Raw genomic sequence first — 16,476 nt, 5'->3', positions numbered from 1 at the left:
TCACACCCTCACCACGGGCACCCATCGAGGCCGGCTCGCCCGCGGGGCTTCCGTCAGGAAGTTCAACGGAACACACATCCGCCGCCCGGACACCCGCATAACGTGCGGTGACCCGAACCGCCTCCGCTCCCCCCACCTTCTTGCGGTCCGTGACTTCCGGGCCCACCGCGCTAGGAGTTTTGGGATGTCCTACGACCGCTCGGAATTATCCCTGCCGCACCGGCACAACGGACGGGTCCCCTCCTCCGCTCTCCGGCCGCCGTCCCTCGCGTCGGCAGGAGTACGCGCGGGCAGCGGGGCCCGTCCGCGTTCCTGGTCCGGTCACCACCGCGCGCTGCGTGTCCTGCGCCGCGCCTGCCGGTGGCAGCGGCGCGTGGCCACGCTCGTCGCCCTCGGCTACTTCGCCGTCTTCCTCACCCTGACCGTGAAGGCCCCCGCCTTCATGGCCCGCCCGGCCCCCGGCGGGCTCCCCACCGGCCTGCTGCTCGCCGTCGTCCAGATTCCCGTCACCTGGCTGGCCGTCCTGCTGTTCGAGTACTCGGCCCGGCGGTTCGTGGACCCCCTGGCCCGCAGGGTCAGCCGGTACGCACACCCGGACGACGGGGACGGACGGGCCCGGGCATGACCGACCTCGGCGGCTCCGCGCAGTCCTGGTCCCTGGTCGCCTTCTGCAGCGTCGTCACCCTCACCCTTCTGCTGTGCGTTCTGACCGGCCCCGACCGCGACGACCTGGAGGAGTTCTACACCGGCTACCGCACGCTCTCCCCGCTGCGCAACGGCCTGGCGGTCGCCGGCGACTACATCTCCGCCGCGACCGTCCTCACCATCGGCGGGGTCATCGCGCTGTGCGGCTTCGACGGCGTGGTCCTGGCGCTGAGCACACTGCTGTCGCTGCTGCTGCTGATGTTCCTGCTCGCCGAACCCCTGCACAACACCGGCCGGTTCACCATGGGCGACGCGCTGAGCCGCCGGGTCCCGGGGCGGGCCGTACGCATCACCGCGTGCGTGGTGACCCTGCTGTCGCTGATCCCGATGATGATCGTGCAACTGGCGGGCGTGGGACAACTGCTGGCGTTCATCCTCGGCTTCTCCGACCGTGCCATGCAGACCGGCTGCATCGTGGGCGCGGGCATCCTGATGATCAGCTACGCCGCACTGGGCGGGATGCGGGGGACCGCGCTGATCCAGATCATCAAGACGGTGATACTCCTCGGCTCCGGCCTCGTGGTCGCGGTGCTGATCCTCGCCTCCTTCGGCTGGCACCCGGGCACGATGGTCGACACCGCAGCGCAGCGCAGCGGCACCGGCCAGGCGTTCCTCCAGTACGGCCTCCAGTTCTCGGACGGGCCGCACCCCGGCCTCGACATGATCAGCACACAGGTCGCCATCGTGCTCGGCGGTGCCTGCCTGCCGCACGTCACCATGCGGATGTACACCGCGGGCAACGCCCGTCAGGTACGGCGCACGATGTCCTGGGCGGTGTCCTCGGTCGCCCTGTTCATGCTGGTGATCACGGTCATCGGCCTCGGCGCCACGGCACTGGTGGGCCGCGAGCGGATCACGGCCGCCGACCCGCACGGCAGCACCGCCTATCTGCTGGGCGCGCGCGCCGTGTTCGGGGCCGACGTCTCCCGCGCCGAGAGCCTGGTGTTCAGCACCGTCACCACGGCGATCTTCCTGACCCTCCTGGCGTCCGTCGCCGGGATGACGCTCGCCTGCGCCAACTCCCTGGCGCACGACGTCGTCGCCTCCCGGAACAACGGCATGTCCGCGCTGCGGGAGATGACCCTGGCGCGGGCCTGCGCGCTGATCGTCGGCCTGCCCGTGGTGCTGCTGGCCGCCCTCGCCCAGCACCGCAGCCTCCAGCCCCTGGCCACCCTCTCCTTCTGCATGGGCGCCTCCGCCATCGCGCCCGCGCTGGTCTACTCCCTGTTCTGGCGCCGCTTCAGCAAGGCCGGGCTGCTCGGCACGCTGATCGGCGGCTCGGTCGCCGTCCTGGTCCTGATGTCGGGAACCCGCCTCGTCTCCGGGTCACCCACGGCGGCCTTCCCTAAGGCCGACCTGAACTGGTTCCCGTTCACCACGACCGCCCTGGTCTCGGTACCGGTGGGCTTCGCGTGCGGCTGGCTGTGCACCTTCCTGAGCGGTCGCCGCAGCGCCCGTCGCGCACGCGAGCGGTACGCCGGCCTGGAGCGGCTCATCCTCGCCGGACCGCCGCGGCGCCGCCCGAGCTGGAGCCCGGACGGGCCGTGAGGGCGGAACTGGTCCGGCAGCGGGAGGAACGTCAGAGGGCATGTCCCGTTCGCGGATCCTCATTCGAAGCGCTTCGACAACCAGCCACCTCCTGACCTCTCCCACCAATCCCCCACCACAGAAAGTTTCTTGGCAGACAGGGCTCTTGTCTCTCGTGAAATCTGTCCATTACCTTTGCGCTCCGGTGAAGCGCTTCGACAGCACGAGAGGACCCCTCGGTGTCCCACCAGGACCAGGCGGACGTCACACTCGCCAACCCCGTGATCCCCGGCTTCCATCCCGACCCCAGCATCTGCCGTGTCGGCGACGACTACTACCTGGCCTGCTCCAGCTTCGAGTACTTCCCCGGCGTCCCCCTCTTCCACAGCCGTGACCTGGTGCACTGGACGCAGATCGGCAACGTCCTGGACCGGCCGGAGCAGCTGCGGCTGCCGGTCGGCATGCCGTCCTCCGGCGGTGTCTACGCACCCACCCTGCGCCACCACGACGGGCGCTTCTGGCTGATCGTCACCAACTGCAGCGAGGGCGGCGGGAATCTGATCGTCACGGCGACCGACCCGGCGGGACCGTGGTCGGATCCCGTCCTGGCGCCGGGGGTGCCCGGTATCGATCCCGACCTCGCCTGGGACGAGGACGGCACCTGCTGGTGCACGGTCGCCGGGGTCGCGCAGGTCCGTATCGACCCGTCCACCGGTCGGACGTACGGCACTCCGCACGGGCTCTGGTCGGGCGGGCCCGGCGCCAAGGCACCGGAGGCACCGCACCTGTACCGGATCGGCGAGTACTGGTACCTGCTCATCGCCGAGGGCGGCACCGAGCGCGGCCACGGAGTGTCGATCGCCCGCAGCCGCACGCCCAACGGGCCGTTCGAACCGTGCCCGGCCAACCCGGTCCTCACCCACCGCGGCACCGACCACCCGGTGCAGAACACCGGGCACGCCGACCTGGTCCGGGGCCCGGACGACTCCTGGTGGATGGTCCTGCTCGGCGTACGACCGCAAGGTGGCACGCCGGGCTGGCACGTCCTCGGCCGCGAGACCTTCCTGGCCCCCGTGACCTGGGTGGACGGCTGGCCGGTCGTCGGCGAGGTCGTGTTGGACCTGCCCGAGCCGCCCTGGCCGCTCTCCCCCGGCCGGGCCGAGCGGCCGCGCGACGACTTCGAGTCGGCCGAGCTGCGGCCGCACTGGATCTCCCTGCGCGACCGGCCCGCCGAACTCTGCTCCACCAAGGAGCGGCCCGGTTGGCTGACGCTCCGCGCGCGAGGCGCTTCCCTGGACGAGCCCGACGTGGTGTTCACCGGCCGGCGCCAGCAGCATCTGCGCTGCCGGGCGCGCACTCTGGTCGACGCCGCGGAAGGCAGCGGTGGGCTCGCCGTCCGGCTCGACGAGCGGCACCACTACGCGATCGAGGTGTCCGGCGCACAGGTGCGGGTGGTCGCGCGCGTCGGCTCCCTGCGCACGGTCGTGGCCGAGCAGGCCGTGCCCGCCGGTCCGGTGGTCCTCGCCGTCACCACGGCGGAACCGCCGACGTCCCACGGGCCGTGCACCGGCCCCGACGTCGTCTCCCTCGGCTTCGAGCAGTCCGACGGCACGTTCACCGAGCTCGCGGCCCTCGACGGCCGCTACCTCTCGACGGAGGTCGCCGGCGGCTTCACCGGCCGGGTCATCGGCATGTACGCCGCGGCGGGCACCGTCCACTTCGACTGGTTCGACTACGAGCCCCTCGAGGCGTGAAGCCCGAGCGGCCGACCGGCATGCCCCACGGCACGACCCGAGGAAGGGGAAGCACATGAGGGACATACGGCAACCCGCTCGCCACCGCGGCCGCGGCCCCGGACGCCTGGCCGGCCTGCTGACGGCGCTGCTCGTCGTCACAGGACTGTCCGCGGGCACCGCCGGGGCCGTGCCCGACCGCTCGGCGGAACCGACGTCGTCGACGGTCGTGGTGCCGGCCCGCGCCATGGACGCCGTCGCCGCGATGCAGCCCAGCTGGAACCTGGGCAACACCCTGGACGCCATCCCCGACGAGACGTCCTGGGGCAACCCGAAGGTCACCAAGGACCTGTTCGACACCATCCGCGCGCAGGGCTTCCGCAGCGTCCGGATCCCGGTGACCTGGACCGACCACCAGTCCGCCACCGCCCCTTACACCATTGACGCGACCTTCATGAGCCGCGTGAGGCAGGTGGTGGACTGGGCCCTGGCCGACGGCCTGTACGTCGTCCTCAACGTCCACCACGACTCGTGGCAGTGGATCAACAGGATGCCCGCCGACCACGACAACGTGCTTGCCCGCTTCGACGCCGTCTGGGCGCAGGTCTCCTCGGCGTTCCGCGACGAGCCGCGCGCCCTGCTCTTCGAGAGCGTCAACGAACCGGTCTTCGACAACGCCACGGACGCGCAGAAGACACAGCTCCTCGACGAGCTGAACACCTCCTTCCACAGAATCGTCCGCGCATCGGGCGGGGGGAACGCGAACCGGCTCCTCGTCCTGCCCACCCAGGGCTGCACGCCCTCGCAGGGCCTCATGGACGACCTGTCCGCCATGATGGGCGCCCTGCACGACAGCAACCTGGTCGCCACCGTGCACTACTACAGCTGGTATCCGTTCAGCGTGAACATCGCGGGCGGCACCCACTACGACGCCGCCGCCCAGAAGGACCTGAACGAGGCCTTCGCCCGTATGCACGACACGTTCGTCGCCAGGGACATCCCGGTCTACCTGGGCGAGTACGGCCTGCTGAGCTGGCCGGACTTCAACCACCCGGACCGTGTGGAGCGCGGTGAGGCGCTGAAGTACTTCGAGCACGTCGGTCACGCGGCGCGCGCCGCCGGGGTCACCACCGCCCTGTGGGACCCCTTCTCCCTCCTGAACCGGGCAACGCTCGAGTGGCGCGACCCGGCCCTGTTCGCCTGGATCAAGTCGAGCTGGACCACTCGCTCGGGAACCGCCTCCTTCGACAAGGTCTACGTGCCGAAGTCCAGCCCCGTCACGGCCAGGACGCTCACCCTCAACCTCAACGGCACGAGCTTCCGCGGCCTGTGGCAGGGCCCGAAGGCGCTCGTCGCGGGACGGGACTACACCCTCTCCGGCGACCAGGTCACCCTCACGCCCTCGGCGCTGACCCGGCTGACCGGCGACCGCGCCTACGGGGTCAACGCCACGCTCCAGGCCCGTTTCTCCCGCGGACTGCCCTGGCAGATCGACGTGGTCACCCACGACACTCCGGTGCTGTCGAACTCCACCGGGACGACCGACTCGTTCACCGTCCCCACGCAGTACCGCGGTGACACCCTGGCGACCATGGAGGCCAGGTACGCCGACGGCAGCAACGCCGGTCCGACCACCTGGACGCCGTACCAGGAGTTCAACCAGGCCTTCTCACCGGACTACCCGGGCAGCACGATCATTCTGACGCCCGCCTTCCTGAACGCCCTCCGTGACGGCGAAGCCGTGACGCTGACCTTCCACTTCTACAGCGGCGCCACCGTCACCTACCACGTCACCAAGTCGCAGGGCTCGGTCACCGGCACGGCATCCTGAAGGACGGTCGTCCTCCACGGCCTCACTCCACCGGGGTTCGCGACCTCGTCGGGGTCATGGCCCAGCGGATGGTGTGCGTCAGCAGCAGGCCGGCGGGCTGGACCGCGAGGCCCTCCACTACGGGGACCCGGGGAAGCCGCAGGACACTCCGCGCCCAGGATGGGAGCAGGTTGACGGCGTTGGCCGCCAGGACGCCGTAGAAGGGCCGCACCGCGAGCGGTACGGGTGGGTGCAGCAACAGGAACCGGGCGGCGGCGCGCGCTTCGGGAGTGGCCCGCAGTTCGGGCTGGTACACGGCCAGCTGGGCGGCCAGGGCCTGACGGTCACGGGGCGGATCGATCACGCCCAGCGCCTCGGCCACCCGCGCGGTGTCGGCTACGTAGCCGTCGTACCCGGCCGCGTCGAGCGGCCGGGCACCGTAGCGTTCGTGGGCGCGCAGGAAGCTGTCGGTCTCGGCCGCGTGCACCCAGCCCAGCAGATGCGGGTCCCCGGCGTGGTACGGCAGTCCCTCGGTCGTCGTCCCCCGCACCCGCTCGTGGATACCGCGCACCCGCGCCACGGCCTCCTCGGCGTCGGAAGCGGTGCCGTAGGTCGTGACGGCCAGGAAGGTGCTGGTGCGCTGCAAGCGCCCCCAGGGGTCACCGCGGAACCCGGAGTGCGCGGACACGGCGGCCATGGCGAGCGGATGCAGGGACTGCAGAAGGAGCGCGCTCAGCCCGCCGATGAACATCGACGCGTCGCCGTGGACGGTGCGGATGGGCCGTTCAGGACCGAACCAGCGGGGCCCCGGAGTGCCATGGATCCGGGCGCGGTTGGCGGGCCCGTCCGGGCCGGCCACGCGCCGGAAGACGGCCCTGCCCAGTCGGTCACGGAGGTCGGTCATCAGCTCCGCGCCTCCTTCCCCGGCCCCTGGTGAGCACGCTGCTCACCTTTCTTCGCCGCCGGCCGCGCCGACGGATGCGGGCGCCCCTGCGGATGTGCCCCGAGGTCGCTTCCGGGCGGTCCGCGCAGCGCCCGCGCGGACCGCCCGGAAACCTGGAGGCGTCACCTGCGCCCGCCTCAGTGGCTCCGCCCCCGGAGCTTGCCGAGCAGTTGGCGCGCCTGGGCCCGGCGACGCGGATCGGCCGAGGCACGGCGCACCTGCTCGGCGGCACGCCGGCCCTGCGGGCTCCTGCTGAACTGCTTGATCTTCTCCAACATGCCAGGCATGACGGTCCTCCCGAGTAGGTCGACGGCACCTTCTGTACGTCGGAGCCTTCGTACAGTCGCGGCTACCCCGGGCCGACCGTCCCACCCCTGCGGGCGAAGTGCTGGCCCCGGTCGGCCTGACAGCAGGGAGTCCGGGCAGCACTACCCCATGGACCCTCAACCGCGTTTCACACTGGCCGCGACCACCCTCGACGCACCGGATGCCCATGCGCTCGCGCTGTTCTACCGCGACCTCCTCGGATGGCGGACACGGAAGGAGGAACCGGGCTGGGTCGAGATCGTGTCGCCCGACGGCACTGCCGGGCTGTCCTTCCAGACGGAACCGCTCTTCGAACGTCCGCGGTGGCCGTCCCGCGGGTCCGAGCAGCAGATGATGATGCATCTGGACATCGAGGTGAACGACCTGCCGTCGGCCGTCGACCACGCCCTGGCGCTGGGCGCCACTGTGGCGGACCTCCAGCCTCAAGCCGATGTACGCGTCCTGCTCGACCCGGCGGGGCACCCGTTCTGCCTGTTCGTGCGTACGGTGCTTCCAGAGCGCCAGTTCAGCTCTTCCGTCGTCGGGTAGGTGGGCGCACGGAGCCCGCGGGGGTGTCGTGGTCGCCGAACTCCTGGACGCGGGCGAGGCGCACTGGCTCCAGGAGCAGGCCGGCAGCGTCCGGCACGGTGAGGCCCTCGGCGAGCGGTGAGGCGTGAGTCCGGGATCTCTCAGCCCTGACGCGGGGGACGGCTCGTCCGGCGCAGGTGCTCGTCGATGAGGGCGAAGGTGGCGTCGGGCTGCTCGATCTGCGGGAGGTGGCCGGCCTCGGGGATGACCTCGAGCCGGCCGTCGCCGAACGCGTCGGCGTACGCGGCGCCGTAGGCCGGGGTGACGATGCGGTCGCTCTCGCCCCAGAGCAGGAGGGCGGGCACCTGTATCCGCCCGAGCCGGGACAGCAGCGTGGGGTCATGCATGTAGGGGTCGCCGGCGAGGATGCGCATGGTGGCCATGTTGGCCTGTCGGCGCGCGAGCTCTTCGGCGGGGGCGTCGGACGGATCGAGGTAGTAGCGGTCGGAGTCGTGCCAGGAGTGCTCCGCGACACCGCGGGCGTCGAGGGCGAAGAAGTCGGTGATCGGTTCCGTCTCGACCCGTACGCCGACGGCGTCGATCAGGACGAGGCCGGTGATGGTTCCCCCGGTGTCGCGGGCGGCCATCTCGGCGGCCGCCCAGCCGCCGAGGGAGGATCCGACGACGAGAACGTCGCTCAGTCGGCGTTCGCGCAGGATGTGCAGGTAGGCGAGGGCCAGGTCGGCCATGCCGGTGAGCCACGCGGGGCGGTCGGTGCCGTCCCAGCCGGGGTGCACGGGCGTAATGGCGTGCGCGGTACGGGAGAGGTGCTGGGCCAGGCCGGCAACGGTGGCGGGTCCTCCGCCACCGTGCAGGACGAGGACCGGCCTTCCCGCTCCGGCCTCGGACAGCGTGAGGGACAGGTCGGCGTATGCGGCTGATGCGTCGGTGGACATGCCACCACCTTAACTAAACATCTTTATATAAGCTAGCTTGGTCATGAAGTAGACTCGACGCATGCACGGTGAGCTGCAAGAACTCGGCAGGGCGGTCAAGCAGGCCCAGTACCGACAGCACAGGGCCCTCGACAGCGCCCTCCTGTCCGTCGGCACGACACTGGCCCAGTGGGACGCCCTGCGCGCGATCAGCCGCTCCCCCGGAGCCTCCGCACGCGAGTTGGCCGCGGCGACCTTCCAGACCGAGCAGGCCTTCGGCACGCTCGCCGGGCGCCTCACCGCCCAGGATCTCGTGGAGCGCCGGCCGGGACACGGGCGGCGCATCGAACACCACCTCACACCCAACGGCGAGCGGGTCCTTGCGGCCGGTCACAAGGTGGCCGACGAGGTGCTCGCCGACTGCTTCTCCCCCTTGCCGGACGAGGACCGCGCCACCCTGCTCGACCTGCTTCGACGCCTGACCGCATGACGTAACACTTGCCGGCTTGCCAAGGCTTATCGATATTCGATAGATTTCCATCGTAACTCGATGGAAGGCTGGGTCATGGGAAAACTGGCTGTCAACGCCCTGCGTGCGGTGCTCACGGGGGTATTCACCGGCACCCTGCTCGTACAGGCGCTGATGGTGTGGACGTTGGTCAGCGGGAAGGACCCGGAGGACGGTTCGCTCCCGCTGACGGCACTGCGCGTGATCACCGTCCTGGGCATGGTGTCGGTACAGGTCGCCGTGGTGTGCGTAGGGCGTCTGGTGACGATGGTGCGCCGCGGAACCGTGTTCTCCCACGCCGCCTTCCGGTACGTGGACGGCGTGATCGGCGCGATCGTGGCGGCCGCCCTCCTATGGTTCGCGGTCACCGTCGTCAACGCGCCGGGCCAGCGGGAGGATCCGGGTGTCAGCGTCATCATGGGCGGCATCGGTGTGGCCATCCTGGGGGTCGCGCTGATCGTGTACGTGCTGCGGATGCTGCTCGCCCAGGCCGTCGCGCGCGATGCCGAGGCCTCGCAGATGCAGGCCGAACTGTCCGAGGTGATCTGATGCCGATCACCGTCGACATCGACGTCATGCTGGCCAAGCGGAAGATGTCGGTGGGCGAACTCGCCGACCGCGTCGGCATCACACCCGCCAACCTGGCGGTGCTCAAGAACGGCCGCGCCAAGGCGGTGCGTTTCACCACGCTCGCGGCGCTCTGCGAGGTACTCGAGTGCCAGCCGGGTGACCTGCTGCGCTGGGAAGCCGACGAGGCGGCGGGCGGATGACGTGTCCCGCGAGTGCGCCGAGCCGTAGGAAAGGCAGCCCTGGACATCTGCCCCGGGCGTGAGACCAGGGGCGCAGGCGGGCGTACCTCCGCGGGCGCACGGCGATCACGCGGGTGCCCCGAGCGGCGGAGCGATACGTCAACTCGGCGGGCGATGTGAGGCACCGTCAGCCCGCGGGACTCTGGGGTGGCGCCCACGGAGAGCGGGCGCCCACCCACGAGGAAGGACCAGCGATGAGCCGCACAGCGCCCACCTCCACCCGCACCCGCGTCCGTGTCGCCGCAGGCGCCGCCGCCCTGATCACCGTCGCGTGCACCGCGTCCGCCGCGGCCCTCGACCGCTCGACAGGGAGCGAGTCCCCACGCCCCGCGAAGGAGGCCGCAGCCTTGACGGGGTCCGCCAAGCTCTACCGGCCGCTCGGCGACGACATCACCTTCACCTTCGACGCGCACCTCGCGGCCGAGCACCGGATGGATCCCGCGAAGGCCACGGGGACGTTCCGCTTCAGCCACTACCTCGACGCCGAGGGCGCCTGGGCCGAGGGGAGGATCGACTGCCTGCTGACCGGCGGCAAGGTCGCGGTCGCAACCGGGGTCATCACCGACACCGACCTGCCGGGAGCGAAGGGCAACCGGGTCGGCTTCACCGTGCACGACGTGGGCAGGCACGATCGCCTGGGCTACAGCTGGGCCTCGGTGGGCAACCCGATCGAGACCAAGGACCTGCCCAAGTGCGTGAGTTCGGCGCCGTTCGAGAAGGTGAAGAACGGCACCGGCGACTTCCGGGTCCTGCCCTGGGAACCGGACTTCACGCAGTAGGGGTCACCGCACGGGGAAACCGAACGAGTAACCCTGCTCCTTGAGCCGGGGCAGGATCAGGCGAAGGGCCTCGACGGTCTGGGAACGGTCGCCACCCGCGTCATGGAAGAGGACGGTCGGGCCACCCGGCAGTTCTTGTTCGACCGTGGCGACGATGGCGGCCGTGCCCGGTCGCTCGAAGTCCTTGGAGTCCACGTTCCAGCCCAGCGGACGCATGCCCCGGGAAGCGGCGAGCTTACGGCTGTAGGGGGTGAAGGCACCGCCGGGGGCCCGGTAGTACATCGGTCGCACGCCGCCTGACGCCTGGGTGATCATGCGTTCGGCGTCGAGTATCTGCTGTGACTGGTACGCCTCGGACTTCTTGTCCATGGTGGTGTCGTGGGAGACCGAGTGGTCGCACAGCCGGTGCCCGGCGGCCACCACCCGCTTCACCAACTCCGGGTGGGCCTGCGCCTGGGTCCCCACCATGCAGAACGTGGCCTTGACTCCGTACTCCCGCAGCACGTCGAGCATTTGGGGAGTCCATACGGGGTCGGGTCCGTCGTCGATCGTGATGTTGACGCCGCGGGCGCCCTTGTCCGAGGCGTGCGCGATGGTCACCGCGACCGGCTTCACCGCACTGGCCGGCGTGGTCGAGGTGGCCGTCTTGGGCGACGTACCCACGGCACCGGCCTGCGCGGTCCACACGGAGGCACCGGTGGCGAGCAGCGTCACCCCGAGTGCCGCCCCGAGCACCTTGCCGTTCCAGCCCCGCCCACCGTGCCGTGCCATGTCCGCCCCGCTTCCGCGCAGTTCCTCGTCGATGCCCTGATCACTCCGTGACCACCTGGCTAGACGAGGAACGGCGGCTGGGGGATGCGTCCGTTACGGATCAAGGACAAATCCGGGAGGGTTCACGGACAACTCGGCCGCCGAAAGGTCGCGGCAGGGTCGCTATAGCGTTCACCTTCGATCTGTTGCAACGATCGTCCAGCTGACGTTGCGTTGTCTTTGAATCTGTTGCAATGAAATTGCCTCAACTGCCTGCGGTAATACGGATTTAGCGCAACAAGTATGTTGCCGGGATCGTGAATGCAACGTAGCTTTTCGTTCATCGGAAACAGCGACGAACGCAGGAGCACCTGATGCAGAAGTTCGACACCCCCGCCCCCCTGACCACCGTCATCGACCTGCCCACCGCACACGTCCAGGTCATCGCCGCCGACCGCACCGACACCACCGTCGAGATCCGCCCCGCCGACCCCGCACGGAACCGCGACACCAAGGCCGCCGAGCACATCGAGGTCGAGCACCGCGACGGCGTCCTGCGGATCACCGGCCCCGGCGATCAGCACCCAGCGCGGCCACATCACCATCCACGAGGCCGTCACCGGCACCCTCGAACTCACCACCCAGCAAGGCGACATCACCCTCGCCACCGCCACCTCCGCCGCCCTGGACGCCGGCACCTCCCACGGCGACATCACCGCCCGCAGCCTCTGACCCGCAACCGCTGGAAGGAACTCCGTCATGACGTCGCCGCTCGTACACAGGGCCGAGACGGCGACCTCGGCAGGCCCCGGCCCCGTCGCCTCCTTCCTACGGTTCGTCATCCTCGGAGGCAGCGTCGGGGCCCTCTCCGGTCTCGCGGTTCCGCTGCTGGCCACGCTGCTGCCCTGGGCGGTCGCCAACGCCCTCGTCACCGCCGCCTCCACCCTGCTGTGCACCGAGCTCCACGCCCGTTTCACCTTCGGCACCGGGCGCCGCGCCAGGTGGCGGGAGCACTGGCAGTCCGCCGGCTCGGCGACCGTCGCCTACTTGGTCACCACCGCCGCCGTGTACGTCCTGCACCTGATCCAGCCGGCCCCCGGCATCCTGACCGAGCAGACCGTCTACCTCAGCGCCTCCGCCCTCGCGGGCCTGGGCCGCTTCGCCGTCCTGCGCCTGTACGTCTTCGCCGTCCGCCGCGGCCAAGAGCCCCCGGCACGGTCTCCGGGACAGCGGCAGAGGGGGGTCGCGCCGGTCCGCAGGTGGGCTGGCCGCTCCCCGGCCCCTCTGCCATGGTGTTCTCAACATGTGTTGGCGACAACACAGTTGACTCTAGGGGGACACATGCGAAGCACCGCCCCATGCAAGACCGAGCGGGTTGACGCGACCCGACACCGCGCCCTGGCCGCGTGACCGGCGCGGTCGGCGCGCCCGGCACGGCGGGCTCGGTCTTCCCGACGTTCTGTCACATCAGCGAGTACGGCGAGCCGGGGTACCAGAGCCTCCACAGCCTGCTCGCGCTGAGCCAACCCCTCAATCTGTGGGCCCCTTCCAGCGTGCTCATCCGCCACGCGACCCAGATCCCGGCGAAATCCTTCGTTCGTTACGTCGAGCAGGGGTTCATCCGTATCCAGGCCCGCGAACCCTGGCTGACCGACCGTGCACACCGGGACGGGCACCCTTGGGACTACGCCCGCTGGGACGACGAGATCGACGGGGCGTTGCTGTCGATCCTCCGCAACGACGAGGGGCTGCCGGAGAGCGAACGCAGGGTTCTCGCGGCGCCGCCCGAACGCGGTGCGGACTTGGCGGCGGAGCGGCTGGCCCGCGATCCCGGGCAAGTCGCGTACTGGTACGGCGCCTACCGCGGTGCGGGCGCGGCTCGTCGTATCCCCGAAGGAACGCTCGACACGGCGAGATGGTCCACCGACGGCATGCCCTTCAACGTCGCCAAACTGATCCTGCGCGATGCCTACAACCACGGCGCCGCTTTCGAACTCTCGGGCGCCAAAGTCCCCTTGCTGCTCAGCCAGGCGGACCGTCGTTTCGTCCGGCTGATCACCCGGGCTCGGACAGCTGACGGTGTTCCGGTACCGGCCCCTACGGCACCTTCCCGGAATCTGGCTTCCGAGCTGGCGGTACAACTGCTCGACGTTCTGCGCCTCCTGGACGTCCATGCCGGCCCGCGCGACCTCGACACGTTCCTGCGGGGACGGGGCCGTCAGGAACTGGTCCAGTGGATCGCCGACGTGTGCGAGCGGTACCGGCACCATCCCCGGCGGGAACTCGACGGCCTGATCATCCGCGAACTGCGCCACACGGTGAGCCGAGACCGTTTCCGCAGCCCTCTGAGCGAGCTGCGTGAGCGCCCCATGGCCACGGCTGTCGGCAGCATCGCGCTGGCAGCCGGGGCGGTGGACTTCGTGCTGGCCCCCGGGAACGCCATGGGCATCGCCGGAATGGCAGCGGGGGCCTACCAGTTGGTGTCGGGGCTCGCCCGGCAGATGGGATGGGCGCCCACGGCTTTCGACGGGCCGCAGTGGCCCTTTCTCTATGCCTACTCCTCCAAGGCGAAAAGGTCCCAAGTGGCAAAGATGGCGTACGCCTTGAGCAGGCACCCCGGCTGACCGAGTCGCTCAGGCATGCTGCATCGACGTGTGCCGACAGAATTCACGTTCGCATCGAGCGTCGAGACCGCCGTCGTCGTCAGGTGCGACGAAGCTGCTGCATGTGCAGACGTAGCAGTACAGAGGACCGCCGGGGTCGTAGTCCGCGTGACGCAGGCGGGCTTCGGCGGCCTCGCGTACGGAACGGCTGCGATTCTCCAACTCGGCGAAGTCGGACTCGTTCTGCTGGAACGCCTCGCGCTGAGCCGGCGTAAGGTGCGGCGGCGGATCCTCGGGGCCGGGCGTGTGCTTCCGTGCCACGGCCGAGTGCCGCGGGGTGAACTGCGCGTTGTGCTCGGCTGCGGCGTGCCCGGCGGCCTGCTTGCTCGGGAACCCCGGGAGGACGGCGAGGTCCTCCTCCGGACAGTACACATCCCACGTCGTGGGGGAGCCGAGGGCGGTCGGGGCTTGCTGTTCGGTGGGTTTCGTCATCACGGAAACACCTCCATGCGGGGCTGTGCATGCGCCCGGAGTGAAGGGTGAGTCGCCCAAGTCAGTGATGGGCAACCGGGCGTGGCCGCGTGCCTTCATCCGTGCTGAGCGCCATTCCATTGTCCGACTGGTGACACGGGCGCGCCACTTGTACAGTCCCGCCACCTCACCACCACCGCGGCTCACGGCCGGACGGCAGTCCTGACCGACTCGTGCAGCTCGTCCGCCGTGAAGCCGAGGGTGTGCAGGATCTGCGCGGCGGGGCTCTCCTCGACGCGGATCAGACCCAGCAGCGTGTGTTCCGTGCCGACCCAGTCGTGGCCGAGCTCGGTCGAAGCGCGGCGTGCCTGCTCGATGGCCTCCTTGCTCTCCGGACGGAACGCGATGTGCCCCCGGAGTGCCTTCTCCCCGGCCGGCGGCATCGCTTCCTCGATCGCGTCGCGGATGCGCTGCTCCGGTCCCGCTTTCGCCACCAGCACCTCGTACGCGAGGCCCTGCGGTTCGCCGAGGAGGCCGAGCAGCATGTGCTCGGTGCCGATGAAGTCGTGCTTGTGCGTCCGGGCTGCCTCCTGCGCCAGGACGATGCCGTGCCGGTTCAGACGGGTGAACCGCTCGAACGGGCCCGGTGCGTGCCGTTGTTGGGCGGCTTGTTTGGTCACTCCGATGGCATCGCCGATCTCGGTCCACGACGCACCGTTCCGCTTCGCCTTGCTGACGTAGTGGTCGATGAGCTGGTCACCGAGGTCGGACAGCGTCTGGGCGCGAAGTCGCGCCTCACTGATGCGGGCAAGTACGTCGGCGTCGGGGAGTTCCTCGTCGAGCCTGGCGATCAGGTCGGCGAGGCTGATGTCGAGTGGGCTCATGCGTCAATCTTAAGTTGACGACAGTCGATCGTCAATCTGCAATTGACGCTCACTCTCCAGCGTCGGATGGCGATGACTCAGCAGCCGGGGCAGTGTCACACCCGCGTGGCACCGTGAAGGGATGGACGAACGGCGTGCGGAGGGTGGGAGCCGGCCGCGACGGTCACCGCACGCCCCGAGCCGGGGAAGGCCGCGTCATGACCGACATCGACACACAGTTCCTGCGCAGCCTGTTCGACGAGGAAGGCAGCCTGCACACCGCCGGTCGCACCGCCCTGTACCGCCTCTACGGGCTCGAAGGCCTGCTGTACGTCGGCATCTCCACGTGCCCGCTCACCCGTATCCGCACACACCTGCAACAACAGCCCTGGGGCTCCCGCGTCATCGGCATACGGATCGACTACCCCGACGACGCACACACGGCCGAACGCGAAGTCGTCCACACCGAACGCCCCCTGCACAACATCGTCTTCAACGGCGCGGCCCCTCCCCCACCGCCCGACCGGGCCGCCCGGCTCAGGGCCGAACTCGCCGCACAGCAGCGGCGCCTCGAAGAACTCCAGGCCGCCGTACCGCAGTCCACCACCCACCTGCGTCTCATCCTGCGCGGCATCACCGCAGCGCAGACGAGGATCGCCAAACTCGCCAGGGACGCCCAGCAGGCCGCGGACGCGGCGAACGCGCAGAGCCCGTCCGGACGGCCCTCCGGACGGGCCGAACCATGAGCAGTTGTCAGTCGAGACAGAACTCGTTGTCCTCGACGTCCCGCATCACGATGCACGACTCGTTCGCGTCATCGGCCGGCAGCAGTCGCTCGCGGACCGCGCCGAGCGCGACCAGCCGTGCGCACTCGGCCTCCAGCGTGGCCAGGCGCTCCTCACCCACGAGCCCGGTGCCGACCCGAACGTCGAGATGCACCCGGTTCTTGACGACCTTGCCCTCGGGAACACGCTGGAAGAACAGCCGCGGGCCCACACCCGAGGGATCGAGGCAGGCGGCCCACGCCCCCTGATCCGCAGGAGGGAGTGACCCGTTGTACTCCTCCCACGTGGCGAACCCCGCGGGCGGCGGCGGCATGACATACCCCAGCACCTCGCACCAGAAGCGGGCGACGCGCTCGGGCTCCGCGCAGTCGAAGGTGACCTGGAACTGCTTGATCGTGGACATCGGCGCACGGTAGCAGTA

General features: G+C 70.1%; 18 protein-coding genes and 2 pseudogenes. 13 read left to right on the top strand and 7 right to left on the bottom strand.

Going from position 1 to position 16,476, the window contains the following annotated elements; all coding sequences use genetic code 11:
- Nucleotides 1-184 precede the first annotated feature (184 nt).
- From M2163_RS43055 to M2163_RS43040, 4 genes are all read left to right on the top strand, one after another.
- Nucleotides 185-625 (top strand): DUF485 domain-containing protein, encoded by a 441-nt coding sequence (locus M2163_RS43055; RefSeq protein WP_280847421.1) that lies wholly within the window; start codon nt 185-187, stop codon nt 623-625.
- On the top strand, nt 622-2,253 hold the full coding sequence (locus M2163_RS43050) for a cation acetate symporter (RefSeq protein ID WP_280896766.1): 1,632 nt from the start codon (nt 622-624) through the stop codon (nt 2,251-2,253). Before M2163_RS43055 ends, M2163_RS43050 begins: the two co-directional genes overlap by 4 nt.
- A gap of 218 nt (nt 2,254-2,471) precedes the next feature.
- On the top strand, nt 2,472-3,986 hold the full coding sequence (locus M2163_RS43045) for a glycoside hydrolase family 43 protein (RefSeq protein WP_280896765.1): 1,515 nt from the start codon (nt 2,472-2,474) through the stop codon (nt 3,984-3,986).
- 55 nt (nt 3,987-4,041) lie between these two features.
- Nucleotides 4,042-5,796 (top strand): cellulase family glycosylhydrolase, encoded by a 1,755-nt coding sequence (locus M2163_RS43040; protein WP_280896764.1) that lies wholly within the window; start codon nt 4,042-4,044, stop codon nt 5,794-5,796.
- Between the two features lie 22 nt (nt 5,797-5,818).
- Here the strand turns inward: M2163_RS43040 and M2163_RS43035 are convergent, their stop codons facing one another.
- Entirely contained in the window at nt 5,819-6,679 is an 861-nt protein-coding gene (locus M2163_RS43035; RefSeq protein WP_280896763.1) for an oxygenase MpaB family protein, read from the bottom strand.
- Between the two features lie 176 nt (nt 6,680-6,855).
- Nucleotides 6,856-7,005 carry a hypothetical protein gene (locus M2163_RS43030; RefSeq protein ID WP_185806283.1) on the bottom strand — a complete coding sequence of 50 codons (150 nt, stop codon included), beginning with the start codon at nt 7,003-7,005 and terminating at the stop codon, nt 6,856-6,858.
- Between the two features lie 148 nt (nt 7,006-7,153).
- Between M2163_RS43030 and M2163_RS43025 the strand changes: the two genes are divergently transcribed.
- Complete coding sequence (locus M2163_RS43025; RefSeq protein WP_280896762.1) at nt 7,154-7,573, top strand: VOC family protein; 420 nt, start codon at nt 7,154-7,156, stop codon at nt 7,571-7,573.
- Nucleotides 7,574-7,713: 140 nt separating this feature from the next.
- On the opposite strand, the gene M2163_RS43020 is transcribed toward M2163_RS43025, so the two are convergent.
- Nucleotides 7,714-8,508 carry an alpha/beta hydrolase gene (locus M2163_RS43020; protein ID WP_280896761.1) on the bottom strand — a complete coding sequence of 265 codons (795 nt, stop codon included), beginning with the start codon at nt 8,506-8,508 and terminating at the stop codon, nt 7,714-7,716.
- A 61-nt stretch (nt 8,509-8,569) separates the two neighbouring features.
- Between M2163_RS43020 and M2163_RS43015 the strand changes: the two genes are divergently transcribed.
- The 4 genes from M2163_RS43015 (at nt 8,570) to M2163_RS43000 (ending at nt 10,583) form a co-directional block, all read left to right on the top strand.
- Complete coding sequence (locus tag M2163_RS43015) at nt 8,570-8,977, top strand: MarR family winged helix-turn-helix transcriptional regulator (RefSeq protein WP_280896760.1); 408 nt, start codon at nt 8,570-8,572, stop codon at nt 8,975-8,977.
- A 75-nt stretch (nt 8,978-9,052) separates the two neighbouring features.
- Nucleotides 9,053-9,544, top strand: coding sequence for a DUF2975 domain-containing protein (locus tag M2163_RS43010; protein WP_280896759.1), 492 nt, complete (start codon nt 9,053-9,055; stop codon nt 9,542-9,544).
- Nucleotides 9,544-9,765, top strand: coding sequence for a helix-turn-helix transcriptional regulator (locus M2163_RS43005; protein ID WP_280847430.1), 222 nt, complete (start codon nt 9,544-9,546; stop codon nt 9,763-9,765). The genes M2163_RS43010 and M2163_RS43005 overlap by 1 nt, the downstream gene beginning before the upstream one ends.
- Before the next feature lie 233 nt (nt 9,766-9,998).
- A complete protein-coding gene (locus tag M2163_RS43000; RefSeq protein ID WP_280847431.1) occupies nt 9,999-10,583 on the top strand; it encodes a hypothetical protein in 585 nt (194 codons plus the stop codon).
- 3 nt (nt 10,584-10,586) lie between these two features.
- Here the strand turns inward: M2163_RS43000 and M2163_RS42995 are convergent, their stop codons facing one another.
- Nucleotides 10,587-11,354 (bottom strand): polysaccharide deacetylase family protein, encoded by a 768-nt coding sequence (locus M2163_RS42995; protein ID WP_280847432.1) that lies wholly within the window; start codon nt 11,352-11,354, stop codon nt 10,587-10,589.
- Nucleotides 11,355-11,707: 353 nt separating this feature from the next.
- On the opposite strand from M2163_RS42995, the pseudogene M2163_RS42990 reads away from it, so the two are divergent.
- The 3 genes and pseudogenes from M2163_RS42990 to M2163_RS42980 all read left to right on the top strand — a co-directional run.
- A pseudogene (locus tag M2163_RS42990) lies at nt 11,708-12,035 on the top strand (hypothetical protein); the annotation flags it as partial.
- Between the two features lie 57 nt (nt 12,036-12,092).
- Nucleotides 12,093-12,521 (top strand): annotated as a pseudogene (locus M2163_RS42985) (GtrA family protein); the annotation flags it as partial.
- 218 nt (nt 12,522-12,739) lie between these two features.
- Nucleotides 12,740-13,957, top strand: coding sequence for a hypothetical protein (locus tag M2163_RS42980; protein ID WP_280896758.1), 1,218 nt, complete (start codon nt 12,740-12,742; stop codon nt 13,955-13,957).
- Nucleotides 13,958-13,966: 9 nt separating this feature from the next.
- On the opposite strand, the gene M2163_RS42975 is transcribed toward M2163_RS42980, so the two are convergent.
- Both M2163_RS42975 and M2163_RS42970 read right to left on the bottom strand, forming a co-directional pair.
- The gene (locus tag M2163_RS42975) at nt 13,967-14,428 is read right to left on the bottom strand and encodes a hypothetical protein (RefSeq protein WP_280847436.1); all 462 of its coding nucleotides are present in this window, start codon (nt 14,426-14,428) and stop codon (nt 13,967-13,969) included.
- Between the two features lie 182 nt (nt 14,429-14,610).
- The gene (locus M2163_RS42970; protein WP_280847437.1) at nt 14,611-15,291 is read right to left on the bottom strand and encodes a Clp protease N-terminal domain-containing protein; all 681 of its coding nucleotides are present in this window, start codon (nt 15,289-15,291) and stop codon (nt 14,611-14,613) included.
- A gap of 197 nt (nt 15,292-15,488) precedes the next feature.
- On the opposite strand from M2163_RS42970, the gene M2163_RS42965 reads away from it, so the two are divergent.
- Nucleotides 15,489-16,016, top strand: coding sequence for a GIY-YIG nuclease family protein (locus M2163_RS42965; RefSeq protein WP_280847438.1), 528 nt, complete (start codon nt 15,489-15,491; stop codon nt 16,014-16,016).
- Between the two features lie 7 nt (nt 16,017-16,023).
- On the opposite strand, the gene M2163_RS42960 is transcribed toward M2163_RS42965, so the two are convergent.
- Nucleotides 16,024-16,458 carry a VOC family protein gene (locus tag M2163_RS42960; protein ID WP_280896757.1) on the bottom strand — a complete coding sequence of 145 codons (435 nt, stop codon included), beginning with the start codon at nt 16,456-16,458 and terminating at the stop codon, nt 16,024-16,026.
- Nucleotides 16,459-16,476 lie beyond the last annotated feature (18 nt).

The sequence above is a fragment of the Streptomyces sp. SAI-135 genome (assembly GCF_029893805.1).
In the GTDB taxonomy this organism is placed as follows: domain Bacteria; phylum Actinomycetota; class Actinomycetes; order Streptomycetales; family Streptomycetaceae; genus Streptomyces.
The sequence above is the reverse complement of the archived record's forward strand: the minus strand, read 5'-3'. Positions and strand labels throughout refer to the sequence as shown.